22 protein-coding genes and 1 pseudogene are annotated in these 23,616 nt (G+C 60.9%); 10 read left to right on the top strand and 13 right to left on the bottom strand.

Annotated features, from left to right (window positions below; translation table 11 throughout):
- Nucleotides 1-39 precede the first annotated feature (39 nt).
- Together ACYSTU_RS16670 and ACYSTU_RS16675 are read left to right on the top strand one after the other, a co-directional pair.
- The gene (locus ACYSTU_RS16670) at nucleotides 40-1,209 is read left to right on the top strand and encodes a zinc-dependent alcohol dehydrogenase (RefSeq protein WP_073475215.1); all 1,170 of its coding nucleotides are present in this window, start codon (nucleotides 40-42) and stop codon (nucleotides 1,207-1,209) included.
- Nucleotides 1,206-1,352, top strand: coding sequence for a hypothetical protein (locus ACYSTU_RS16675; protein WP_016774259.1), 147 nt, complete (start codon nucleotides 1,206-1,208; stop codon nucleotides 1,350-1,352). The genes ACYSTU_RS16670 and ACYSTU_RS16675 overlap by 4 nt, the downstream gene beginning before the upstream one ends.
- Nucleotides 1,353-1,464: 112 nt before the next feature.
- Here ACYSTU_RS16675 and ACYSTU_RS16680 read toward each other — a convergent pair whose 3' ends face one another.
- Entirely contained in the window at nucleotides 1,465-2,688 is a 1,224-nt protein-coding gene (locus tag ACYSTU_RS16680; RefSeq protein WP_499000155.1) for an MFS transporter, read from the bottom strand.
- 107 nt (nucleotides 2,689-2,795) lie between these two features.
- Between ACYSTU_RS16680 and ACYSTU_RS16685 the strand changes: the two genes are divergently transcribed.
- Together ACYSTU_RS16685 and ACYSTU_RS16690 are read left to right on the top strand one after the other, a co-directional pair.
- Nucleotides 2,796-3,251: a winged helix-turn-helix transcriptional regulator gene (locus ACYSTU_RS16685; RefSeq protein WP_130888629.1), complete on the top strand. Its 456-nt coding sequence runs from the start codon at nucleotides 2,796-2,798 to the stop codon at nucleotides 3,249-3,251.
- A 158-nt stretch (nucleotides 3,252-3,409) separates the two neighbouring features.
- Nucleotides 3,410-3,835, top strand: coding sequence for a VOC family protein (locus tag ACYSTU_RS16690; RefSeq protein ID WP_024012539.1), 426 nt, complete (start codon nucleotides 3,410-3,412; stop codon nucleotides 3,833-3,835).
- On the opposite strand, the gene ACYSTU_RS16695 is transcribed toward ACYSTU_RS16690, so the two are convergent.
- Nucleotides 3,836-4,750 carry a LysR family transcriptional regulator gene (locus ACYSTU_RS16695; RefSeq protein WP_197891978.1) on the bottom strand — a complete coding sequence of 305 codons (915 nt, stop codon included), beginning with the start codon at nucleotides 4,748-4,750 and terminating at the stop codon, nucleotides 3,836-3,838.
- A gap of 202 nt (nucleotides 4,751-4,952) precedes the next feature.
- On the opposite strand from ACYSTU_RS16695, the gene ACYSTU_RS16700 reads away from it, so the two are divergent.
- The 3 genes from ACYSTU_RS16700 to ACYSTU_RS16710 all read left to right on the top strand — a co-directional run bounded on the left by ACYSTU_RS16700 (nucleotide 4,953) and on the right by ACYSTU_RS16710 (nucleotide 7,749).
- On the top strand, nucleotides 4,953-6,293 hold the full coding sequence (locus tag ACYSTU_RS16700) for a nucleobase:cation symporter-2 family protein (protein ID WP_499000159.1): 1,341 nt from the start codon (nucleotides 4,953-4,955) through the stop codon (nucleotides 6,291-6,293).
- 33 nt (nucleotides 6,294-6,326) lie between these two features.
- Complete coding sequence (locus ACYSTU_RS16705; protein ID WP_016774265.1) at nucleotides 6,327-6,836, top strand: nucleoside deaminase; 510 nt, start codon at nucleotides 6,327-6,329, stop codon at nucleotides 6,834-6,836.
- A 178-nt stretch (nucleotides 6,837-7,014) separates the two neighbouring features.
- Nucleotides 7,015-7,749, top strand: coding sequence for a class I SAM-dependent methyltransferase (locus ACYSTU_RS16710; RefSeq protein WP_499000162.1), 735 nt, complete (start codon nucleotides 7,015-7,017; stop codon nucleotides 7,747-7,749).
- On the opposite strand, the gene ACYSTU_RS16715 is transcribed toward ACYSTU_RS16710, so the two are convergent.
- The 10 genes and pseudogenes from ACYSTU_RS16715 to ACYSTU_RS16760 all read right to left on the bottom strand — a co-directional run bounded on the left by ACYSTU_RS16715 (nucleotide 7,746) and on the right by ACYSTU_RS16760 (nucleotide 14,942).
- Nucleotides 7,746-7,994 carry a DUF6555 family protein gene (locus ACYSTU_RS16715; protein WP_016774267.1) on the bottom strand — a complete coding sequence of 83 codons (249 nt, stop codon included), beginning with the start codon at nucleotides 7,992-7,994 and terminating at the stop codon, nucleotides 7,746-7,748. The genes ACYSTU_RS16710 and ACYSTU_RS16715 overlap by 4 nt on opposite strands.
- A gap of 84 nt (nucleotides 7,995-8,078) precedes the next feature.
- A complete protein-coding gene (locus ACYSTU_RS16720; protein ID WP_082228610.1) occupies nucleotides 8,079-8,285 on the bottom strand; it encodes a hypothetical protein in 207 nt (68 codons plus the stop codon).
- A gap of 178 nt (nucleotides 8,286-8,463) precedes the next feature.
- Complete coding sequence (locus tag ACYSTU_RS16725) at nucleotides 8,464-9,396, bottom strand: MBL fold metallo-hydrolase (RefSeq protein ID WP_016774269.1); 933 nt, start codon at nucleotides 9,394-9,396, stop codon at nucleotides 8,464-8,466.
- Between the two features lie 39 nt (nucleotides 9,397-9,435).
- A complete protein-coding gene (locus ACYSTU_RS16730) occupies nucleotides 9,436-10,638 on the bottom strand; it encodes an NAD(P)/FAD-dependent oxidoreductase (protein WP_073475203.1) in 1,203 nt (400 codons plus the stop codon).
- Nucleotides 10,639-11,086: 448 nt separating this feature from the next.
- Entirely contained in the window at nucleotides 11,087-11,446 is a 360-nt protein-coding gene (locus tag ACYSTU_RS16735; protein WP_016774270.1) for a DUF6124 family protein, read from the bottom strand.
- A gap of 116 nt (nucleotides 11,447-11,562) precedes the next feature.
- Nucleotides 11,563-11,928 (bottom strand): DUF6124 family protein, encoded by a 366-nt coding sequence (locus tag ACYSTU_RS16740; RefSeq protein ID WP_016774271.1) that lies wholly within the window; start codon nucleotides 11,926-11,928, stop codon nucleotides 11,563-11,565.
- 579 nt (nucleotides 11,929-12,507) lie between these two features.
- Nucleotides 12,508-12,777 carry a DUF6572 domain-containing protein gene (locus ACYSTU_RS16745; protein WP_499000348.1) on the bottom strand — a complete coding sequence of 90 codons (270 nt, stop codon included), beginning with the start codon at nucleotides 12,775-12,777 and terminating at the stop codon, nucleotides 12,508-12,510.
- Nucleotides 12,777-13,148: pseudogene (locus ACYSTU_RS16750) on the bottom strand (S-type pyocin domain-containing protein); the annotation flags it as partial. The pseudogene ACYSTU_RS16750 and the gene ACYSTU_RS16745, both read right to left, overlap by 1 nt.
- Nucleotides 13,149-13,459: 311 nt before the next feature.
- Complete coding sequence (locus tag ACYSTU_RS16755) at nucleotides 13,460-13,840, bottom strand: response regulator transcription factor (protein WP_499000166.1); 381 nt, start codon at nucleotides 13,838-13,840, stop codon at nucleotides 13,460-13,462.
- A 97-nt stretch (nucleotides 13,841-13,937) separates the two neighbouring features.
- Nucleotides 13,938-14,942, bottom strand: a complete 1,005-nt coding sequence (locus ACYSTU_RS16760) for a GlxA family transcriptional regulator (RefSeq protein WP_499000169.1) — start codon at nucleotides 14,940-14,942, stop codon at nucleotides 13,938-13,940.
- Between the two features lie 198 nt (nucleotides 14,943-15,140).
- Between ACYSTU_RS16760 and ACYSTU_RS16765 the strand changes: the two genes are divergently transcribed.
- Together ACYSTU_RS16765 and ACYSTU_RS16770 are read left to right on the top strand one after the other, a co-directional pair.
- On the top strand, nucleotides 15,141-15,812 hold the full coding sequence (locus ACYSTU_RS16765; protein WP_016774275.1) for a response regulator transcription factor: 672 nt from the start codon (nucleotides 15,141-15,143) through the stop codon (nucleotides 15,810-15,812).
- A gap of 56 nt (nucleotides 15,813-15,868) precedes the next feature.
- A complete protein-coding gene (locus ACYSTU_RS16770) occupies nucleotides 15,869-21,331 on the top strand; it encodes a trifunctional serine/threonine-protein kinase/ATP-binding protein/sensor histidine kinase (RefSeq protein ID WP_499000172.1) in 5,463 nt (1,820 codons plus the stop codon).
- 57 nt (nucleotides 21,332-21,388) lie between these two features.
- On the opposite strand, the gene ACYSTU_RS16775 is transcribed toward ACYSTU_RS16770, so the two are convergent.
- Nucleotides 21,389-22,153 (bottom strand): SDR family oxidoreductase, encoded by a 765-nt coding sequence (locus ACYSTU_RS16775; RefSeq protein WP_474320338.1) that lies wholly within the window; start codon nucleotides 22,151-22,153, stop codon nucleotides 21,389-21,391.
- A gap of 116 nt (nucleotides 22,154-22,269) precedes the next feature.
- Between ACYSTU_RS16775 and ACYSTU_RS16780 the strand changes: the two genes are divergently transcribed.
- Nucleotides 22,270-23,214 (top strand): GlxA family transcriptional regulator, encoded by a 945-nt coding sequence (locus ACYSTU_RS16780; RefSeq protein ID WP_016774277.1) that lies wholly within the window; start codon nucleotides 22,270-22,272, stop codon nucleotides 23,212-23,214.
- Nucleotides 23,215-23,616: the final 402 nt, after the last annotated feature.

Genomic DNA, 23,616 nt, shown 5'->3' on the forward strand with positions numbered 1-23,616 from the left:
ACCCTGATTTGCGCACATCCGGAAAATGGGAGGTGAACGATGAAAGCTGTTGTATTTCATGGCGTCGGGGACATCCGCCTGGACGATGTGCCCGAGCCAACCATTCAAGCGCCGACCGATGCCATTGTCAGGCTGACCGCGTCGGCCATTTGCGGCACCGATCTGCATTTCATTCGCGGCAGTGCGCCGGACATGCAGCCCGGTACGATCCTTGGGCACGAGGGCGTGGGGATCGTCGAAGCACTTGGCGAAGACGTGCGCAATCTCAAGGTTGGCGATCGCGTGCTGATTCCCTCGACCATTGCCTGCGGCAACTGCTCGTACTGCCGCGCCGGCTATTTCGCCCAGTGCGACGTGGCCAACCCCAACGGTAAAACCGCTGGCACGTCATTTTTTGGCGGGCCGAAAACCACCGGGCCGTTCGATGGCCTGCAAGCCGAGAAAGCGCGCATCCCTTTCGCCAACATTGGTCTGATCAAACTGCCGGACGCCATCACCGACGATCAGGCGATTGCCATGTCGGATATTTTTCCCACTGCCTGGTTCGGCGCCGACATGGCCCGGATCAAGGACGGCGACACGGTGGCGGTGTTCGGCTGCGGGCCGGTCGGGCTGTTTGCGATTATCAGCGCGAAGCTGATGGGCGCCGGCCGGGTGTTCGCCATCGATGGCCTGGAAGATCGCCTCGCTCGCGCGCAGGCATTGGGTGCCGAGTGCATCAACTTCGAGAAAGAAGATCCAGTTGAAACCATTGCGCGCCTGACTGCGGAAATTGGCGTGGATCGGGTGATCGAGGCCGTGGGCATCGACGCCAACCATTCCCATCACGGCCATCACCATCCTGCGCAGTGGCAACCGGGCGATGCGCCTTCGCAAGCGCTGGAATGGGCGGTCAAGGCTGTGGCCAAGGCCGGCACGATTTCCATCATCGGTGTCTATCCCGCCGGGTTCGACAGCTTCCCGATCGGCGAAGCGATGAACAAGAACGTGCGTATCAACATGGGCAACTGTCATCACCGCAAATACATTCCCAAGCTGATCGAAATGACCCTCGCCGGGCGCGTCGATCCAGCGAAAGTGCTGACGCAGGACGAGCCTTTGACTGACGCGATTTCGGCGTTCAAGGCGTTTGATCAACATCAATCCGGCTGGATCAAGGTCAAGCTTGAACCCGGTAGCGATACCACTGCTGACAGGAGATCGTCATGAAAAAAATCTGCGTATGTCTGGGGTTCTGCTCGATGTTTCTGTTGAGCGGCTGCTTCGATTCCAACGATGCACCCAACAAGGACGGTGACAAAAGCAAACCGTCGGTGCAGATGCAGACCGAGAAGCCTGAGGAGGGCAAGTAACTGCTGGCAAATAATCCCTGTGGGAGCGAGCCTGCTCGCGAAGGCGTCAGGTCGGACAACTCTGTGCTGACTGATGCTCCGTCTTCACGAGCAGGCTCGCTCCTACACTGGTTCAGTTCGTATAGCCGTATTCCAGCCATGCCCAATACAGTAAAGCCACAGCACTGATCCCGCCTCCGAGAAAACACACCGCCACCCAGCCAGATTGCGCATAGATATACGTCGCCGCGATAGCGCCCAAACCACTGCCCACCGAGTAAAAGCACATATACGCACCGACCAGTCGGCTCTGCGCATCGGGCCGTGCGGCGAAGATCAGGCTTTGGTTGGTCACGTGCACCGCTTGCACGGCGAAGTCTAGGAGGATCACTCCGACGGCCATCGCCAGCAGCGAACTGTCGACAAATGCGATGGGCAGCCAGGACAGCGTCAGCAGCGCCAAGGCGATGCCAGTGGTGCGATTGCCCAAGCCGCGATCGGCCAGGCGCCCAGCCCGTGCGGCGGCGAGCGCGCCCGCCACTCCGGCCAGACCAAACAGGCCGATCTGCGTGTGGGACAACGACAGGGGCGGGGCGCTGAGCGGCAGCACCATCGACGTCCACAACACACTGAAGGCGGCGAAAATCAGCAGGGCGAAGATGCCGCGCACGCGCAGTACCCGCTCAGTCAAAAACAATTCCAATACCGAGCGCAGCAGTCGCCAGTAACTGCCCTGTGCGGGCGGTTTTGCCGAGGCGGGCAGGGTGCGCCATAACAGCAGGGCCAAGCCGATCATCATGACTGCCGAGACAAAATACACGCCGCGCCATCCGGCCAGATCAGCCACTACGCCGGAAACGAAACGCGCCAGCAAAATGCCCAGTACCACGCCACCGGTGACGGTACCTACGGCGGCGCCGCGCTGCTGCGGGCGAGCAAGGCTGGCGGTGCAGGCGACCACCACTTGCACCACCACCGCCAGCAGACCCACCAGCATCATGGCGCCGAGCAGCACTCCCCAGCTCTCGGACAGGCCCACGGCACACAGCGCCGTTGCAGACAACAGCAGTTGGCTGACGATGAGTTTCTTTCGATCGAGCAGATCACCCAGCGGCACAATGAACAGCAGCCCGACCGCATACCCGGCTTGCGTGGCCGTGACCACAACGCCGATCGCCCCCGGTGGAACCCCGAGGCTGGCGGCCATCGATTCCAGCAATGGCTGTGCGAGGTAAACATTGGCCACCGCCATCGCGCAGGTGATTGCAAAAAGAAGAGTCTGCAAACGACTCAGCCGGGTCGTTGCGCTGTCAGTTGCGGCTTGCGCATTGACCAGGGTTTGCGTCTGGCAGGGCATCCTTGCTTCCTCCTAGTGTGGTTTTGAATTGAAACCGAGGCGTTGATCTTTATTCATTCGGGTTGTTAAATGCAACCACATTCAATAGCCGATCCATCAGGAACCACATGGCCCGACAACAAACATTGGCGCAGAGCGAATGCCCGGTGGCCCGAACCCTCGAAGCCATTGGCGATCGCTGGGCCTTGATGATCATTCGCGATGCGTTCGATGACGTGCGCCGGTTCAGCGAATTCCAGAAACGTCTGGGCCTGGCCAAGAACATCCTCACGGTCAAACTGAAAATGCTCGTCGAGCTCGGCGTGTTGCAGATTCAGCCCGCGTCCGATGGCAGCGCCTACAAGGAATACGTGCTCACCGACATGGGCCGCGCGGTGTTCCCCATCGTCGTCAGCCTGCGGCAGTGGGGCGAGCGCTTCCTGTTCGCGGAAGGCGAGGAGCATTCGATTCTGCTCGACAATGAACGGGCCGAGCCCGTTGAAACCATTGTCGTACGCTCCAGAGCCGGTGCCGTGCTGAGCCCGGAGGATTGTCACCGACAGGTTGTCAGGCGCGGGCAGTGAAACCGGGCGGATAGCCGTGGCGCGTATCGATAGCCGCGCCTTCTCGTGACATGTCGGGTCGGCGTCTGGCGGGTTTTTGATCTAGGCTGTTTTCGATCCTCGATCAGCAGCGGTGCGCCGTTGCCATATTTCCAGCAACGCGATTACCGGAGTGCCTGATGAGCCTTTCACCTTTCCACCTCGCCATCCCGGTCTACGATCTTGCCGCTTGCCGGCGTTTTTACGGTGAAGTGTTCGGCCTGGAGGAGGGCCGGTCCAGCGCGCAATGGGTCGACTTCAACTTCTACGGCCACCAATTGGTGATCCACGAACAGCCGAAAACGGCTGCCCAGCAAAGCATTAATAGCAACCCGGTAGACGGTCACGACGTACCGGTCCCGCACTTCGGCATCATTTTGCAGTGGGAGCAATGGGAAGCACTGGCCGAGCGACTGAAGTCATTCGGCACGCAATTCGTGATCGAGCCCTACATTCGATTCAAGGGTCAGGTCGGCGAACAGGCGACCATGTTTTTACTCGATCCCTGCGGCAATGCGCTGGAATTCAAGGCATTCAAGGACATGAGTCAGGTGTTTGCCAAATGATCACAGCGTAGTGATCTGCCCGTTGCGATCGCGTTCATAAACCTTGTTGGCCTGCAGCTTCTCCTTCAGCCAGCGCTCGGCCGTGCCCAAGGGCCGTTGGCGCGCCCACAATAGATCGACGCCGATTTGCCAGTCGGTATGCGGGTACGCCGACAGCTGCAACTCGACCAGTTCGCCATTACCCAGTTCACGCTGGATCAGCTGGCGCGGCAGAGTCGCCCAGCCGAGGCCGGCGCGGACCATTTCCAGCAGCGCCAGATAGCTTTCCGCTTGCCACAGCTGCGTCGAACGCAGGTATTCACTGCTCGGCAGTTTGCTGGCGTGCGCACTGAACGCCAGGCGCCGGTGCACGTGCAAATCGTCGAACGTGACGTTGTCCAGTTTCGCCAGCGGATGATCGGGATGGCATACGTGCAGCATGATCAGTTTGCCCAGTTGCTGGAACGCCAGTTCCCGAGGATAGCCCGGTTGCGAAAACGCCACCCCCAGCACCGCCTCGCCACTGCTGACCAGTTCGCTGACATCGCCGTAGACCGGGTGACGAATGATCAGATCGACAAACGGGAAGGCCTGCTCGAACGCTTGCAGCACCGGCATGATCGGGCCGTACGGCGTTTCAATCGCCAGGGTCAGGCTCGGTTCGACGCTATCGGAAAGGCAATCGGCGTGGGCCTCGAAGGTCATGCAGCGCTCCAGTACCGCTTCTGCCTGCACCAGTAATTTATGCCCGCTGGCGGTGAGGGCAGGGCTGCGATTGCTGCGGTCGAACAGCTCGACGCCAAGGTCGGTTTCAAGATTGGCGATCGCTGCGCTGATGGTCGATTGCGTCTTGCCCAGCTTGCGCCCGGCGGCGGAGAACGAGCCGCTTTTCACCACCTGGACGAACATCAGCAACTGATCGAGTGAGAAGCGCACGCGGTGTACTCCGAGGTTGAGCGAGACGGCGATTGTGCCGCGTCTTTGCCATCGAAAAAAGCGATGGTTGCCAATTTGTTTCATCGTTAAAAAGATTCAAGGATGACCCCGCGTCTTCGAACGCCGGGGCCGATTCTCTCTGTGCATCTGTCCCTGAGCGCCCGCGATTACAACCAACGCTGCCCCTTCAGGAGCTTGTGCCATGACTACACAACGCGTTCACCCGGTCGACGAGGTGTTGCCCCTGCGGCAGCTTTTCACCTTCGGTCTGCAGCATGTTCTGGTGATGTATGCGGGAGCGGTGGCGGTGCCGCTGATTCTTGGCAGCGCGATGGGGCTGACGTCGGCTCAGGTGGTTTTACTGATCAACGCCAACCTGCTGACCTCTGGTGTGGCGACGCTGATTCAGACCCTCGGCTTCTGGAAGTTCGGCGCGCGGTTACCGTTGATTCAGGGCTGCTCGTTCATTGCGCTGGCGCCGATGATCATGATCGGCAAGGAGTTCGGCCTCAGCCAGATCTTTGGGGCGGTGATCGCCGCCGGCTTCCTGACCATCGCACTGGCGCCGGTGTTCAGCCGCTTGCTGCGATTCTTTCCACCCGTGGTGATTGGCAGCCTGATCACCATCATCGGTATTTCACTGATGCCGGCGGCGGCAATCTGGCTGGGTGGCGGTGATCCCGATTCGCCTGACTTCGGTCGCCCGGCCAATCTGCTGCTGGGCCTGGCCACGGTCAGTGTGACGCTGGTGATTTATGCGAAATTCAGCGGTTTCATCGGCAATCTCAGTGTGCTCATCGGCTTGTTTGTCGGCAGCCTGATCGCTGCCGCCTGCGGCATGACGCACTTCAATCGGGTCAGCGAGGCGGCGTGGTTCGAGTTGAGCGCGCCAATGGCGTTCGGTCCGCCGGAATTTTCTCTGGTACCGATTCTGATCATGACCCTGGCGATGCTGGTGATCATGGCCGAGACCACTGGCAACTGCCTGGCCATCGGCAAACTGGTCGGCAAACCGACTACGCAGCAGACCCTCGGCAACGCCTTCCGCGCCGACGGCTTGTCGACCATGCTCGGTGGTGTGTTCAACAGCTTTCCCTATAACGCCTTCACGCAAAACACCGGCCTGATTGCTCTTTCGAGCATCAAGAGCCGCTTCGTCGTCGCCGCCGCTGGCGCAATCATGGTGTTGATGGGCTTGTTCCCCAAGCTCGGCGCGCTGATTGCGGCGGTGCCGACGCCGGTGCTGGGCGGCTGCGCGATCGTCATGTTCGGCATGACCACGGTGGCGGGCATTCAGGAATTGTCACGGGTGCAGTTCGAAGGCACGCGCAACGCCATCATTGTTGCGGTGTCGGTCAGCGTCGGCGTCTTGCCAATGTCGTTTCCGGCCCTGTTCGAACACGTCGGCCCGACGCTGAAACTGGTGCTCGATAGCGGCATTTTTCTCGGTGCGATCACCGCCATTCTGCTCAATGTACTGCTCAACAAACAAAAACCATCGACCGACGCCGTCGGCGCTTCCACGGCCGAACTGGCTGACTGACCTTTGTCTTTTACCACTGCCCAGGAGTTACCCATGAATCAATTCACTCAGCTTGTCCCGGCCGGCGTCAGCGATCTGGACCTGGCATTGCTGCGCCAGACCATCGCCCTGTCGCAGGCGTCGAAACAACGTGGCCGGCACCCGTTTGCTGCGCTGGTGGCGGACCGCGACGGCAAGGTCATTGCCGAAGCGGGCAACAATTCGATGCCGCCGGAGGGTGATCCCACCCAGCATGCCGAACTGGTCGCGGTCGCTGCGGCGGCGAAGCGGTTGTCACCCACGGAGCTGGAGGCGTGCACGCTGTACACCAGCGCCGAACCTTGCTGCATGTGCGCGGGCGCGGTGTATTGGACCGGAGTCGGGCGAGTGGTGTATGCGTTGTCGGAACATGCTTTGCTCGGGCTGACCGGCGATCATCCGGAGAACCCGACGTTCTCGTTGCCGTGTCGCGAAGTGTTTGCCAGAGGGCAGCGCACGGTGAGCGTTTTCGGGCCAATGCTGGAGGCAGAGGCAGCTGAGCCGCATAAAGGGTTCTGGTCTTAGTTGTTATGGATCGTTCCCACGCTCCTGCGTGGGGACGCATCCGCTGACGCTCTGCATCACTTTTACTTCGCCGGGATGACATCCACACATTCCCCAGCGGAATGCCCCCCATGAAATCATTGGATTTTTCTTCTCCACGCTCACCGCGTAGCGTGTCGCAAAGACAAGGAGAATCGCCATGACCCAACCCGCCACTGACGCCGCCGGCAAATTCGACACCTCCCGCGCCAATGAATATGCCCGGCAAAGCCGCATTGCCTTGGCTGGCTACGATGCCTGTCACGACCTGTCGGCCTGCATGCTCGCCGCCAGCCTTGGGCAGTCGCGTCCGGCAAACGTGCTGGTGGTGGGCGCGGGGGGCACCGCGCAGGAAATCATCGCCATGGCCGCGCTGGAGCCGGATTGGCACTTCACTGCGGTCGATCCTTCCGGGCCGATGCTTGATGCTGCGACCGAACATCTGCGCGCCAATGATCTATTGCACAGAGTCCAGATACATCTCGGTCATGTCGAAGACTTGCCGGCCGACGCATCTTTCGACGCCGCCACCCTGATCGGTGTACTCCATCACCTGGGCGGTGACGAGGCCAAGCAACAAATACTGCGCTCCATTCAGGCCCGCCTCAAACCCGGCGCGCCATTGATCGTGGCCGGCAATCATTACGCTTACGCCAGTCAGCCATTGCTACTGCAAGCCTGGAGCCAGCGCTGGCGACAGCAGGGCGCAACCGCTGACGAGGTGCAGGCGAAACTCGGAAAGATTTTGCAGGGCGCTGATCCGCCGCACTCGGAGGCGGCGGTTCAGGCACTGCTGCATGACGCCGGATTCGGCGATGCAACACGGTTTTTCAGCAGTCTGTTCTGGGGCGCCTGGCTGACGTACAAGCTCAGCCAGGCGACCCGATTTGCCTAAGCCTCCGTCCAGTCCAGCGCTGCCGTCTCGCGCCATTTCACGTCGGTGATCCCATAACGCTCGGCCTGGGGTTTGGAAACCACTTTCAACGGTGGTTTACCCGGTTTCGGAATCGGCGCAATACCGGCGTCACAGCTCGCCCAATGCCAAGCGTCGGCGTTGCGCATACTCTTGGCGCGGATGACGAATGATTTTGGCTGGTCGTGATGTTTGTATTCGATGACGAAAATATCGGTGCTACGCATGAGTTCCTCCTTACGCTCATACGTAAATGATTTTGTCCGACAAGAAAAATTCAAAGGATTTTCTGGCCGGATGATCAGCGTCACTCAGCGCTCTAAAACGCGGTTCTTCATGAAGCCGCGCAGGTTCATCAGGAACAGGCAGAGCTGCAGAACGATCAGCGCGTAAGCCCCGGCATGGACGCCCCAGATCACCCACAGCAAATTGCTCAGACTGAAACAAACGAAGCCGCTCTTGCGCCGTTGCGGTCGTTGCGAACCGATCAGCCACGCGGCCAGAACGGTGACCAGCATCGCCGGCCATTGCACCCAATCCAGATATGCCAACGCTCTGTCCTCTGCACAGATTTGTTTGATGCAGAAAGGGTACACAGCAACCGAAGGATGGTCACCGCCCGCACGGCTCTGCGTAGCAATGGCGGTGAAAAAGGTTTCGCCCGGCAGAAGCCGGGCGAAGATTTCAGGCGCGCAATCAGTAATCCCAAATCGCAGGTATCCAACGGAAAGCAGCACCATTGATCGCGACCCGACCCACCGAAGGGAAGGCCAGATGCGTGGCGACGAACAGCTCGCCGCTGGCGGCGGCTTCCTTGAGCATGCGCACGCGCACTTCCACCGATTTGGCCGGATCGTGTTCGAAACCGTTGTGCCAGTCGGGGTGATCGAACGCCACCGGGAACAATGCGTCACCGGCAAAGGTCAGGCGCTCGCCACCGGAGTTGACGTAGACCACGCAGTGCCCTGGCGTATGACCACCGGTGAGTTTTGCAACTACGCCAGGTGCAACCTGACATTCGTCTTCGAAGATGTGCAACTTGCTTTCATAGTGGTCGATGAACGCGTTGGCGGTGCTGCGCAGGACGTCTGGTACTGGTGCGGGCATGTCGGTGCTGGTGAAGTCTGGCGTGGACCAGAAATTCACTTCGGCCGCGGTGACGTGGATGCGCACGTCGTGACGCAGACGGCTCTTCACCGAGTCGACCAGCAGGCCGCCGATATGGTCCATGTGCATGTGCGTGATGACGATATCAGTGATGTCGGCGAGATCCACCCCGGCAGCGGCCAGGCGCTTGGGGAACTGCCCGGCACGCGGGAAACCGGGGAATTGGCCACCGAGGCCGGCGTCGACGAGGATGACTTGTTCGCCGCTACGCACCACCAGCACGTTGAGCGCCCAGTCGAAGGCGTCAGGGCCCAGATACATTTCCTTGAACCAGGCGGCACGGTCGGCGGGGTCGGCATTGGTTGACATGGTCTGGGTCGGCAACGGCAACACGCCGTCGCTGATCACCATCACGTCAATGTCGCCCAGGCGCAGGGCGTAGCGCGACGGCACCAGTTCTTCGCTTTGCGTTTGCAGGGCCACCGCGCGGTTGGCGGTGAAGGAATCCAGATGCAGGGTCATGGTGTTCTCCTTGTTTTCAGGGCTAAAGCGGAGGTGAAATCAGGCTACAGGGATCAGCGGATCGGCGGCCGCGAGGGCAGCGCGACGATCTGCGGCGGGCGGGTAGATCCACACCGTGTTGATCTGCGTCTTCAGCTCTTTGGCTTCGGCCTTCACCAGCTTCAGCTGACGATCCCAGCCTTCGGTGTATACCGCGCCCCAGGCGCCCAGATCCAGGCAAGTCACGTACTTGGGCTGGCGATACATTGTCGGAGCGACGCCGAGGAGATCGGCGGCGGCGTTGTTGCCGGCGTAGCGACCCAGGCTGATCGCGTGCTGGCAAGACATCGCAGCATAGTTGCCGAAGTCGTCTGTGGCGGCGCGAGCGACATCACCAGCGGCAAAGACGTGATCGATGCCGTGCACCTTGAGGTTGCCATCGACGTGCAGGCGGCCCTGGCCATCGCGTTCGGCGTCGAGTTGTTCGGTGAGCGGGCTGGCGCGGAAACCTACGGTCCAGATCACGGTCTGGCTTTCGATGTGGCGGCCATCGGCGAGGGTGACGCCATTGGCATCCACAGCGGCAACGCTGGCATCGACGATCCATTCGATACCCAGGTCATTGGACGCCTCGATGATCGACGGGCGAATGCCATCACCCATGGTCGCGGCGATGTCCTTGCTGCGATCGACAATGATCACGCGCAGGTCTTGATCCTCACCGAGGATCGCACGCAGGCGCGCCGGCATTCCCGTCGCAGTTTCAATCCCGGTGAAACCGCCACCCGCGACCACCACGGTGTTGCGCGCAACGCTGGGCGGTTGGTTGCCGAGGGCGATGAGATGACGTTCCAGACGCGCCGAGGATTCGATCTGATCGACATCGAACGCATGCTCCTTGAGGCCAGGCACCGGAGGCCGAGCGAGCTGGCTGCCGCTGGCGAGAACCAGCCGATCGTAGGCCAGTTCACCCGGACGCCCGGCCTCGTCGCGGTAGCCGACTCGGCGCGCCCGGGCGTCGATGCTTTCAGCGGTGCCTTTGACGAAGCGCACACCCACCGCATCGAACAGCGCGTCGAGCGGCGCGTACATGCTGTGCACGTCCGGCTCGTAGAAGCGCGGGCGAATACGCAATTCGGCTTGCGGGGCGAGCAGCGTGATCTCGACATCCTGACGGGCATGCATATCCAGCAAACGCGCAGCGCTCAGCGCACTCCACAGCCCGCCGAACCCTGCACCGATCACCAATAATTGCTGTTTCATAATGTGCTCCCTGACGCTGATGGATGGATGACGCCCGAGTCCGATGCGGACTCTGGCGTGACGATCACTGGCCGCCGTAACTGCTTGCCGTACTGCCTGGCGCTCAATCGCCCGCTGTGTAGAGCCATGCTAGGGCGGGGAGGCTGCGAGCGCAGTTGTCCATCGGTGTGCGTGGGCTACGCATGGGTGGAAGGGGGGTATACGAAGGTATGGGGGGCGAGGTGGGAATACCGGGCGAGGTGTTGTTCGAAACGAACATCGCCGCGATCGGCGAAGTCCTTTCGGGTTATGCCTTTTTCGGAGCTGGTGAGAATCAAGGAATCGATCAACCGCGCGGTGCAGAACAACATTCGCAGCTTTCTGGTCAGCTTGGACAGCGCCCACCTGGCTCGCTGAAATGGGCGACGCAGCGCAGGTGCCAGCACGCCTGCGCGGCCGATGCCGTTGTTCAGTCTGTGGGCACTACGTTATCCAACGCTTTGTTGACGGCCAATTCTCCTAGCATGACCACCTGCGCGATGCCCAACAGGGTATTGCGTCGTGAACCCTCCAGCATTCCGGCGAAATCGCTGAGCATCACCGTGGCGGAAGCCAGGGATTCGCAAGCGTTGACCAACAGTGATTCTGTGTCGGACTCAGGATTGACCATAAACAACGTGTTGGGACTGTAGGGCGTGGCGTTGATCTTGGCCGGCGCGAGGTAATGGTCGAGCGCGCGCTCGGCGGCGTCGTGAAGTTTTTTTGAATGGAAGGATTCATAAGGCGATACCGATTCGGTGACCGGCGGATGGGACGGTGTCTGTGACATCAGCTGAAACTCCGATGAGCGCCGCTTGAGCGTCTGGGTATGAGGACGACGCGCCACGGCTGTGGCGCGTCCGCTGGCAGTGAGGGGAGCACGCCCCCTCATGCCTCGATGGCCGGCTAGTTCGACACGCGTCGGCTGTCGAGCACGCGATTGACGATGAGCTCACTCAACATGATCACCTGCTGCAACATCAGCAGCGATCGACGCTGTGGATGGTCAATCACGCCGCCGATTTCGCGGGCCATGTCATTGGCGGCTGCCAGCGATTCACAGGCTTCGACGAGCAACGTTTCCTCATCCACCGTCGGGTCAATGAGAAAGATCCTGCCTGGCTGGCGCTTGGGAATGGTGGTTTTGAGCGTCTGAGGGTCGAGGTAAAAGTTGATGGCGCGAGCAGCCGCATCTTTTATCCGCTGAGGTTCCAGAGCAGGGTCGTACGGGATTGAATCCGCTTCCGGCGGGTTTGGGGTTACTTTGAACATTGATGAAGCTCCTAACACATTTAAGGGAGGCTTCACCCTTTCGCTACCAAACGAAGGGTGGCGGCCATGCACAGGTTGGTAGACCGGGTGTTAGGATCCGGCGCGCCCTAGGACGCCCTATACATGGCCACCGCAAATCCGAGACAGAAATCTCGACGGCAGATCTGTATATCTAACACTGCGGGCTACCAAACCCGATCACCTATTTCAGTGACCGACAAACGATAGGACCCGCAGCCTAGACGCACAAGCCGGCGGATTCTGAAGTACCCGTAGGCAGCGGCGCAAGGCGTTGTAGGCTTTTTGGAGGAGAAATCGGTGTAATTTAAACGTGCTTGCCAAGTCGTGTTTATGCGCTGTACGTGCCTGCTCATCTCACCTTTTCAGAATATCGGAGACCCGAATCTGTTTAGGCCGATCTCAAGGCCGTTGCGCCGTGGGGCGGAGAGTTTCAAGCAAGTCGCGTCGTAGACGGGCTTTTTGGCTCTTCCACTGTTGGCCGTAGATCAGCAGAAAAACGCCTCGGCTGGCAGGTGAAAAAATTACTTGTCAACACTGGGATCACAAATGACATAGCGCTTAGTCTGCTTTGAAAACGAACTCAAAACCGATTCCCATTTTTCTCAGGAGCTCGGCCACGCGCTCGAAGAACAATTCCCCCTGCTCCGAAACCTCGTACTTGCCGTAAACACGGATTACAAGTGACTTGCCGAGTGCAGCGGGAATCTTGTTATAGATCTCACCGCTTTCGATGAAAGCGATGTAGCCGTTTATCTTCCGTTGTAGCGCGAGCAGGTGCTCGGCTTGTAGGGTCTTATTGCCCCATTCTAGGTGGTCAGCGATGCCCAGCCTGCGCCGTCGAGTAGGCCTAGCGCGAGTGAGCCACCCAGCCGTTGGGCAACGGCACTGCCAGTTGCGGAGCCGCCGACAAACTGAAGGGACGTGCCTTCGGCGGTAATCGCTGCGCCAGTGGCCAAAACGGCCCATAGCCCATAGTCGGCCAACTTTTCGACGGGAACGAACCCTGTCGGGTTGCTGTGGTTGATTTCGCCGTCGGGCAGGTTGCAGCTTTTGGCGAAGACGCAACCTTTGAGGTCGGGTTTCGCGTCTGGCGCTGGCGGGAGTTCTTTGTATTGCGCCCAGTGTTGGGCGTTTAGGTCGACAGGTTCGACGCCGGTGTTGCGGTAACCCTTGGGTGGGTTGGGGACGTAGCCGCTCAATCCTTGGTTCCTTGTTCTGGTCCTTTTTGAACGGGGTGGAGGGTGACAGGCGGAGTTTGCAGTGGCAATTAGTGGCGCTTTGATTCTAGATTCTGAGGCGCCTCTCATTTCCGTGTGATCAAGTCAGCGCTTAAGGAAATGGGGTAGCTCAACTACCTCCGTAATCTCTGGAGCTTCCCCTCGCTCCCAGCCCTCTCCTCGAGGAGAGGGAGCCGACCGTGTTGTCTTCTGTCAGAAATCGGCCTGATCGACCGAGTCGATAGGAGGCGATAAATCCAGGCGACACGCAATTCAATGCGATGAGGGCCTTATCAAGTGTTTTCAGATTTACGCGGTGCAAACTCAACCCAGGCAAGTAGCTCGTCCGCCGCGAAGGGTTTACGCAGGCAGGCAACGACATCGGCTTCCCGAAACTTGGCGCAAAGCAAACCACTCTGATCCGCCGACACAAATATCACCGGCATCCGCCAGCCTTGCGCCCGCAGTGCATCCAGCATCTGCAAACCACTCATGCCCGGCATCTGAATATCGGAGATCACACAATCAGTCTGCGCCGGCCCGTCCGAGTCAAGGTAGTCCGCTGGCGCCGCATAGCAGAACACCTGATACCCCGACGCCCGCAGCAGGCTGCTCAGCGATGTGCGCATTGCCTCGTCGTCGTCCACTACCGCAATGACATGCGTCTTGTACATAACGCTCCCGGGCCGGGCGGCCGAGCTTGGTGACTCCTGTCGTTCTTGCACCATACGCTGATGGCCAGCGGGCAAAACTATACGTAGGTATAGCGGTTCAGCCATCGCGGCTGAAGCGACTGCGGTAGTCGCGCGGGGAGATCGACAGGTGGCGCTGGAAGCAGGCGCGCAGGCGTTCTTCATCGTTGAAGCCGCAGAGGCGGGCGATTCGTTCGATTTTGTGCGGGGAGTTTTCCAGTAGGCGTTTGGCCGCTTCGAGTCGGAACAGCTCGAGCGCTTTCGACGGTGTGCGCCCGGTGCGCGCTTTATAGACCCGCGTGAAGTTGCGCAGGCTCATTGCGGCTTGCTCGGCGAGGCGCTCCACCGTCAGATTCGGATCGCCGAGGCGCTCCATGAGCCAAAGGTGCAGATCATCGAACATCGCAGCGTCCTGCGCCTGCGATTGCAGCAGCGTGCTGTATTGCGCCTGGCCGCCGGGGCGTTTGATGTACACCACCAGTTCCCGCGCGACTTGCAACGTCACTTCACGGCCGCAATCGGCCTCGACCAGCGCCAGCGCCAGATCGATCCCGGCGGTGACTCCGGCCGAGGTCCAGACCTTGCCTTGCTGAATGAAGATCGCGTCGGCATCTACCTCGACCGCTGGAAAGCGATCGCGCAAAGCGTCGCACATCGCCCAGTGAGTGGCAGCGCGGCGGGCGTCGAGCAATCCGGCCTGAGCCAGCAGAAACGCACCACTGCACACCGAGACCACGCGGCGGGCGAGGTGAGCATGGTCCTGCAGCCAGTCGCTCAGTTCGCGGTGCTCCTCAAGGGTCTGGCAGATGTCAGGGGCGCCGGGCACGACCAGCGTGTCCAGCGCGGCGGTGTCGAGCGTGGTTAACGCTTGGGTGTCGATGGCCAGCCCTTCGACGGTCTGGATCAAGCCACCGTTGAGGCTGGCGGTGTGCAGTTGATATCCAGACTGCCCGCGCTCGGCCATGGCTTTGCTCGCGGCCCAGAACACGGTTTGCGCACCGCTGAGATCGAGCAGGCTCAGGCGTGGGTAGGCGATGAACACCACGTCGCGCGGAGCCGTTGTAAAAGCGGGATGAGTGGACATCGCGGGCCTGCCTGTTTGCAGCGCTGGCGGCGGACTGCCTCAGCCTGGCCGATTTTCAGGGGTTTCTGGCCGGCCGGCAATGGCGCTGACTGTTAGCCTGATTGCTGACCGTCCGGCAGGTGTCTGGCTGCGGTGGCCATCCTGAACTAGATTTATTGACCAGCCCAACGCGTGCTGCGATCTCGCCGAGGAGACACAATGACCTTGTGGTCGCATTCCAGCCCTGCGCAAAGTCCCGGCGTGCTCGGCGAGCCAGTGGTGTACGTGGTCGATGACGATGCCTCGATGCGCCAAGCGCTCGACAGCTTGCTGCGCTCGATCGGCCTCCAGGTGCAAACCTTCGACAGCGCCGGAGATTTTCTCGCGCAAGCGCAACGTGAGGTACCCGGTTGCCTGGTGCTCGACGTGCGCCTGCGCGGCGAAAGTGGCCTGACGTTTCAGGAACAGATGGAAAAAAACGGCTTGCGCATCCCCGTGGTGTTCATGACCGGCCACGGCGACATCGCCATGAGCGTCAAGGCGATGAAGGCCGGCGCGGTGGATTTTCTGGCCAAGCCGTTCCGTGATCAGGACATGCTCGACGCCGTGGCCAGTGCGTTGGCTCGCGACCGTGCGCGGCTGGCAGCCGAACACTCCGGCGCCGTTTTGTGTCGGGCTTACCAAACCCTGACCGCACGTGAGCGCGAAGTGCTCGGCTTCGTCATTGCCGGGCTGATGAACAAACAGATTGCCGGACAGCTCAACCTCAGCGAGGTCACGGTCAAGGTCCACCGTGGCCAGGTCATGCGCAAAATGGCCGCACGTTCAGTGGCCGATCTGGTGCGTATCGCAGAAGCGCTGGGCATCGAGCCTGTCCAGCGCAACCCCTGAGCGCTGGCGACGTGCAACTCACCGTGCGGCAAAAAACCTGAGCAGTGTTGACGCAGATGGCCAGCAGAAAACAGATTTTGTGGGACGACGGCGAGCGGGTGCTGTCCCGTGAGCGCGGTTCGAATGATGGCAGCCTACTGGCGGTGCGTCCGGCGATGGGGCAGCCATTGCCGAGCACCCTGGAGCGTCTGGCGCATGAATACAGCCTCAGGGACGACCTCAATCCTGCCTGGGCGTTGCAGCCGACAGCTTTCGAGCGTACGGGCACCCGAGTTCGTCTGCTGTTCGACGATCCGGGCGGCGAGCCGTTGTCGCGGTTGCTGGTCGCCCCGCTGGATATCGAAACCTGTCTGGAATTGGCCACGAACATCGCCAAGGCACTGGGCCATATGCATCAGCGTGGTCTGGTGCACAAAGACCTGAAACCGCAGCATGTTTTTGTCCATTGTCATGATGGGCAGGCGCGGCTGACCGGCTTCGGCCTGGCCACGCGCTTGCCACGGGAGCGGCAAGCGCCCACGCCACCGGAATCTATCGCCGGGACGCTGGCCTACATGGCGCCGGAACAAACCGGGCGGATGAATCGTTCGATTGATTCGCGTAGTGATCTGTATGCCTTTGGCGTGACGCTTTACCAGATGCTCACCGGCTCGCTGCCGTTCAGTGCAAATGACCCGACGGAGTGGGTGCATTGCCATATCGCGCGGCTGCCAATGCCCGTGTGTGAACGGGTGGCGACGGTGCCGCCGATGTTCTCGCGACTGGTCATGAAACTGCTGGCGAAAACGGCCGAGGAACGCTATCAGAGCGCAGCCGGTGTCGAGCATGACTTGCGCCGTTGCCTCGATGACTGGCGCCGTATGCGGCAGATCGAGACGTTCACGTTGAACGAGCAGGGCGCCTGCGAGCGCTTGCTGATTCTGGAAAAACTCTACGGCCGCGAACACGAAGTGCAAACGTTGATCGATGCCTTCGCCAATGTGGTGCAGACAGGCGCGCCGACACTGGTGCTGGTATCCGGCTATTCCGGCATCGGCAAATCGTCGGTGGTCAGTGAACTGCACAAGGTGCTGGTGCCGTCGCGTGGCTTGTTCGCCGCCGGCAAGTTCGACCAGTACCAGCGCGACGTGCCTTATTCGACCCTGGTTCAGGCCTTTCAGGGGCTGGTGCGGACGCTATTGGGCAAGCGCACCGACGTACTGGCGGGCTGGCGCGAAGCACTGTTGCGGGCACTGGAAGCGAATGCGCGGTTGATCACCGATCTGATCCCCGAACTCAAGCTGATCATCGGCGAGCCGCCGCCCGTGCCTGAGTTGGAGCCGCAACAGGCGCAGCAGCGGTTCCTTCAGGTCTTGCAGCGTTTTATCGGCGTGTTCGCTCAGGCCGAGCATCCGTTGGCGCTGTTCCTTGACGACCTGCAATGGCTCGACGCGGCCACCCTTGATCTGCTCGAAGATATGCTCAGTCGCGCAGAGACCCCTCATCTGCTGCTGGTCGGTGCTTATCGCGACAACGAGGTAGATGGCGATCACCCACTCAGCCGCACACTCAAGACCCTGCATCACGCCGACGTACACATTGACGAAATTCGTCTGGCGCCACTGGCTGGCGCGCACATCGAACAACTGATCAGCGAGTCACTGCGCTGCCCGCCGGCGAGCATTGTCGCGCTGGCGCGGCTGGTACTGGACAAGACCGCTGGCAATCCGTTCTTCGTCATCCAGTTTCTGCACGCCCTGGCCGAGGAGAAGCTGCTGACATACGAGCCTGCGCGCCAGCGCTGGCGGTGGGATGTGCACCTGATCAACGGCAAGGGCTACACCGACAATGTCGTCGATTTGATGGTCGGCAAACTGGCGCGGCTGCCCCAGGAAACCCGCCAGGCGCTGCAACAACTGGCCTGCCTGGGCAACGTCGCGCGTCTCGACACGCTGGCCACAGTCCTTGATGTGCCGGTGCCTCACGTTCACTCCGCATTGTCGCCGGCGGTGCGGCTGGAGTTGGTCGAGCGTCAGGACGGTGCCTACAGGTTTGTGCATGATCGCATCCATGAGGCGGCGTATTCGCTGATCGCGGAAACCGAACGGGCGCAAATGCACCTGCGCATCGGCCGGCTGCTGGCACTGCAAACCCAGGGTGAGCGGCGCGAGGAGGCGATCTTCGAGATTGTCGGCCAGCTCAATCGCGGTGCGCATCTGATCAGCCTGCGTGCCGAGCGCGAGCAGCTGGCCGAGTTCAACCTGCTCGCCGGCCAGCGAGCGAAGGCCTCGACCGCTTATACCTCAGCACTGACCTATCTGGGGGCCGGCGCAGAACTGTTGGGCGAGCAGGGTTATGACAGTCGGCATGAACTGGGTTTCGCTCTGGAGCTGGACCGTGCCGAGTGCGAATTTCTCACCGGCCAACTGCAGCTTGCCGACTCGCGCCTGGCGACATTGGCCGAGCGCGCCGTGACCACCGTCGAGCGCGCGGCGGTGGCGTGCATGCAGATGGATGTCTACTTGCTGCTCGATCGCAGTGACCGGGCGGTGACGGTGTGTCTGGCCTTTCTGCGTCAGGTCGGCATCGATTGGCCAGCGCGTCCGGACGATATTCAGGTGCGCGACGAATATCAGCAGGTCTGGACCAGGCTGCGCGGGCGCAGTATCGAGCAGATGATCGACTTGCCGCTGATGGAGGATCCTGCCGCGCGGGCCACCCTCGATGCGCTGGGCAAACTCTTCGCGCCGGCGGTGCAGTCGGATCTGAACCTCGCCAGCCTGACCATTTGCAAAGCGATCAGCCTGAGCCTGCAATATGGCAACTGCGACGCCTCCTGCCTGCTCTATGCCAACTTCGGGCGCATGTCGGGGCCGCGTTTTGGCGACTATGCCGCTGGTTATCGATTTGGCCGTCTGGGCTGCGATCTGGTTGATCGGCGCGGGCTCACGCGTTATGAAGCGAGCACTTGGTTGTGCTTCTCGATCTTCGTGGTGCGCTGGATGCGGCCAGTGCGCGAGTGCCGCGAACTGTTGCGCCGTGCGCTCAACGCGGCCCATCGCAGCGGCGATCTGCCGTATGCAGCGTTCGCTGGAAACAGCCTGATTTCCGATCTGTTGTTTATCGGCGAGCCGCTGGCCGAGGTGCAGGCGCAAGCGGAATCAGGGCTGGTCTATGCACAAAAGGTCGGTTTCGGTCTGGTGGCGGATTTCATGCGCTGCCAGTTGACGCTGATCCGCATGCTGCGCGGGCAGACGCCGACGTTCGGCTGTTTCGACGATGAGGGGTTCGATGAAACAGCTGTCGAAGCGCATCTGGCCGGTTCGGCGGATCTGGCGCTGGCGCGCGGCAAGTACTGGGTACGCAAGTTGCAGGCGCGTTATCTCGCCGGGGATTACGCGGCGGCCGCTGAGTGCGCGGCCCAGGCGCAGGGACTTTTGTGGGTGGTTTCGGCGTTTTTCGAGGAGGCCGAATACCATTTCTACGCGGCTTTGACCTTGGCGGCCCACGGCGAAACTGACGCCGGTGCTTTGCAGCGTCTGGGTCAACATCATGAACAGTTGCAGACGTGGGCGCGCTTGTGTGCAGAGACCTTCGCCAGTCAGGTGGCGCTGGTCGGCGCGGAAATGGCGCGCGTCACCGGGCAGTTGCTCGAAGCCGAATTGCAGTACGAGCAAGCCATTCAATTGGCTCAGGACAATGGTTTGCTCCATATCCAAGCGCTGGCCAACGAACTGGCCGCACGGTTCTACAGCGCTCGCGGTCTGGCCAGGATATCCCGCGTCTACCTGCGCGACGCACGTTATGCCTATCTGCGTTGGGGGGCTGCTGGCAAGGTGCGGGAGCTGGAGCGACGTCATCGTTTTCTGCGTGCCGAAGAGGCGCAACCGAATCCGGTCACCACGCTCATTACGCCAGTTGAACATCTCGACCTGGCAACGGTGCTCAAGGTCTCTCAAGCAGTCTCCGGCGAGATCGTCCTGGACCGTTTGATCGAAACGGTGATGCGCACCGCGATCGAACAGGCCGGGGCCGAGCATGGCCTGCTTATTTTGTTGAACGCCGACGTTCCCTATGTCGCTGCGCGAACCCGTATCGGCGACGGTGCCACGCAGTTGTGCAACGCGCCGCTGCACACGGTGGCGCTGGCAGAGTCGGTGCTCTACCAGACGCTGCGCACCGGCGAAAACCTGTGCCTGGACGACGCGGTTGCCGATCCGCTGTTCGCCGCTGATCCATACGTTCAGCAACGAGGCGCGCGCTCGATCCTTTGCCTGGCATTGATGAATCAGGCGCGGGTCGCCGGGGCGCTGTATCTGGAAAACAACCTGTCCGCCGGGGTGTTCAGCCCGACGCGTCTCGCCGTGTTGCGCCTGGTGGCGTCGCAGGCAGCGATCTCGCTGGACAACGCGCGCCTGTACCGCGACCTCGCCGAGCGAGAAGCGAAGATCCGTCGGCTGGTCGACGCCAACATCATCGGCATCATCGTCTGGGGCGTGAAAGGGGAAATCATCGAGGCCAACGACGCGTTCCTGCGCATGGTCGGTTACACCCGTGATGAGTTGCTTTCGGGCAATGTCCATTGGCGTGACATGACCCCGCCGGCGATGCGCGCTAACAGCGATATTGCACTGGCAACGGCGATCCACACCGGCCGGGCCCAGCCATTCGAAAAGGAGTACATCCGCAAGGACGGCAGTCGGCTGCCGGTGATTGTCGGTCTGGCCGCCTTCGAAGCGAGTCAGCAACAGGGCCTGGCCTTTGTGCTGGATATCAGCGAACGCAAGCTGGCTGAAGAGCAAGTGCGCGAAGGCGAGCGTCGTTATCGTCAGGTGCAAACGGAACTGGCCCACGCCAATCGTGTGGCAACCATGGGCCAGTTGGCCGCATCGATTGCCCACGAAGTCAATCAGCCGATCGCCGCCACGGTGACCCATGCCAATGCCGCGTTGCGCTGGCTCGGTGCAAAGCCACCAAATATCAACGAAGTCGAGCAGGGCCTGCGGCATATCATTCTCGACGGCAACCGCGCCGCCGACGTACTCGGGCGCATCCGCGCGCTGATTCACAAAACGCCACCGCAGCGTCAGCCTGTCAGCCTCAATCTGCTGATTGAAGAAATGGTCGGTTTCAGCCGTGGCGAAGCGCTCAAGCACGGCGCCGAAGTCAGCGTTGAGCTGGCGGCAGATTTGCCTTTCGTAGTGGCGGACCGGGTCGAACTGCAACAGGTGCTGCTTAACCTGATCATCAACAGCCTCGAAGCCATGACGATCATGGCAGAGGGGCAGCGACGTCTGCTGATTCGCAGTGAGGCGCTGGGTGATAACGTGCACATCAGTGTCAGCGATTCAGGGCCGGGCTTTGCCTGCGAGCGGGCGGAGCAAGTGTTCACGGCGTTCTACACTACCAAATCCACCGGGCTGGGCATGGGCCTGTCGATTTGCCGCACGATCATTGAAGGACACGGCGGCAAATTGTGGGCCGAGCGCAATGAGCCGAGCGGGGCGCGGGTGGTGTTTGGCTTGCCGCGTTGTGAATGAACATGATCAACAGCCAGGCTACCCGGGCATTGAGCCCGGGTGTTTCTGTCGGTGAGTTCAGGCCACCGGAATAGGATTTTCCAGCAGCGACAGGTTGAATTGCTCGATCAACCCGTGCTCGTTCGCGCCCTGGTTGGCTCGCAGCGGCAAGACTCGATCAACCAGCACTTCGGTGGTGGCGGTTTCCAGCTTGATCAGGGTTTCCTCGATAAACTCGCCCAGCGGCATGGCGCGCTCGTCGCCGCTCTTGTGAATCAGGTCGGTATCAACCCAAGGCGGCGCGATTTCCAGGACCTTGACGCTGGTGTCGCGCAGCATGAAACGCTGCGACAGCGAGTAGGAATGGATAGCCGCTTTGGTCGCTGAATACAGCGCCGTGGTCGCCAGCGGCAGGTAGGCCAGTACCGAGCTGTTGTTGATGATGTAGCCCTCGGGCTGGCGCTTGAGGTGTTCGACGAACGCCGCGCTGACGCGCACTGGGCCGAGCAGGTTGGTCTGCAACAGACCGACGGCCTGCGCATCGTCGTAGTCGCCGGAACCCGCGTTGTCGAAGGGCATGATCCCGGCGTTGTTGATGATTACATTCAACGACGGATGGCGGCGGATGACTTCGGCGGCGACGTCCTTGATCTGCCGCGCATCGTTGATGTCCAGCTGCACGGTGTCGATACCCGGATTCGCTTGGGCAATCTCTGCCAGCAGGGTCTGGCGACGACCAGCGATGATGACCTTGTTGCCGCGCTGATGCAGGGCCTCGGCCAGTGCGCGGCCGATGCCGGAAGTGCCGCCGGTGATGAAGATCGTGTTCGCTTCAAGTTTCATGAGCTGCGTCCCGCGAGTGGATTGATTGGTATGCAAGCCATGATGGAGAAAACCTGCTCCGACCTGAATGACGTATGTGGTAGTGTTTCAGGACATTCAACAAACGGAGCGCGACCATGCATCGAGTCGGCTATCTGCTCTCGGAAGGTTTTCAGGTCATGGCGCTGGCGACCCAGTCGGTGTTCGAGTTCGCCAACATCGTCACCGGCAAAGCCGTGTACAAGGTGCAAAATTTTTCCCAGGCCGGCGGCATCGTCAGCTCCTCGCTGGGCTTGCACGTCGATACGTTGCCGCTGACGCAAGCGGGGCTGGCCGACAGTTGGCTGGTGGCTGGCACGCTGACACCGCTGACGCCGCCCGGTGCTGACGTGCTGCACAGCGTGCGCGGGCTCGCCGACGGCGCACGCCGCGTGGCCGGCATCTGCACCGGCTCGTTCGTACTGGCGCAGGCCGGAGTGCTGGATAACCGCCGCGTGACCACGCACTGGGCGTTCGCCCCGGCGCTGCGCAGGATGCATCCATCGGTGAATGTCGAGGACGACCGCATCTTCATCATCGACGGCCCGGTGTGGACATCGGCGGGCATGACCGCTGGTGTCGACATGGCGCTGGGTATGGTCGAGAAGGATCTGGGCAGCGAAATCGCCCGCTCGGTCGCCCATCGACTGGTGATGCATCAGCGTAGGTCCGGAGGGCAGTCGCAGCATTCGGAACTGCTCTCGCTGTCGCCCAAATCCGACCGCATTCAGAGTGCGCTGGATTACGCGCGCAAGCACCTCAATCGCCCGCTGAGCGTCGAAGAACTGGCCGAAGTGGTGCACCTGAGTCCGCGGCAATTCACCCGCGTGTTCACCGCCGAAACCGGCCAGTCTCCAGCCAAGGCGATAGAGAGCCTAAGGCTGGAAGCAGCGCGTTTGCTGATCGAGCAAAGCAGTCACAGTCTGGATGTGGTTGCCAGAGAAACCGGGTTTCGTGACCGCCGGCACATGCGCGAGGTGTTCATGCGCGGCTTTGGCGTGCCGCCGCAGGCGGTACGGCGGGATTCGCGGCGGATGGTGTGAGGCTCGTGTTGGTTAATCAACGTCCCAATACCAAGGAGCGAGCCTGCTCGAGATGACGTCAGCTCATTCACCACTACATAAACAGAAAACCCTCAGCCCGTTTAAACAGTAACTCCAGCCTTAAGCAAACGGCTACAACGCCTTGCGTCATTCCCTACGACTACGCCAGAATCCGCCGGCTTGTGCGTCTGCCGTTCCCTCCGTAACTTGATTCCTGTCACTGCTCATCAGTGATCGGGTCTGCAAGCCCGTCGGAATCAGTCGCATAGCCCTGCCAAAGGACACTTGTTCGTGTCCGCTCAATGGCGGCTTTGTGCGGGAGACCTTCGGGTCTGCCGGGTTCCTGATTTCCCGGTCTTGCAGACCCGCACACAGCTGCCACCCATCATCTGCAAGTGATGT

The organism is Pseudomonas glycinis, from assembly GCF_054871425.1.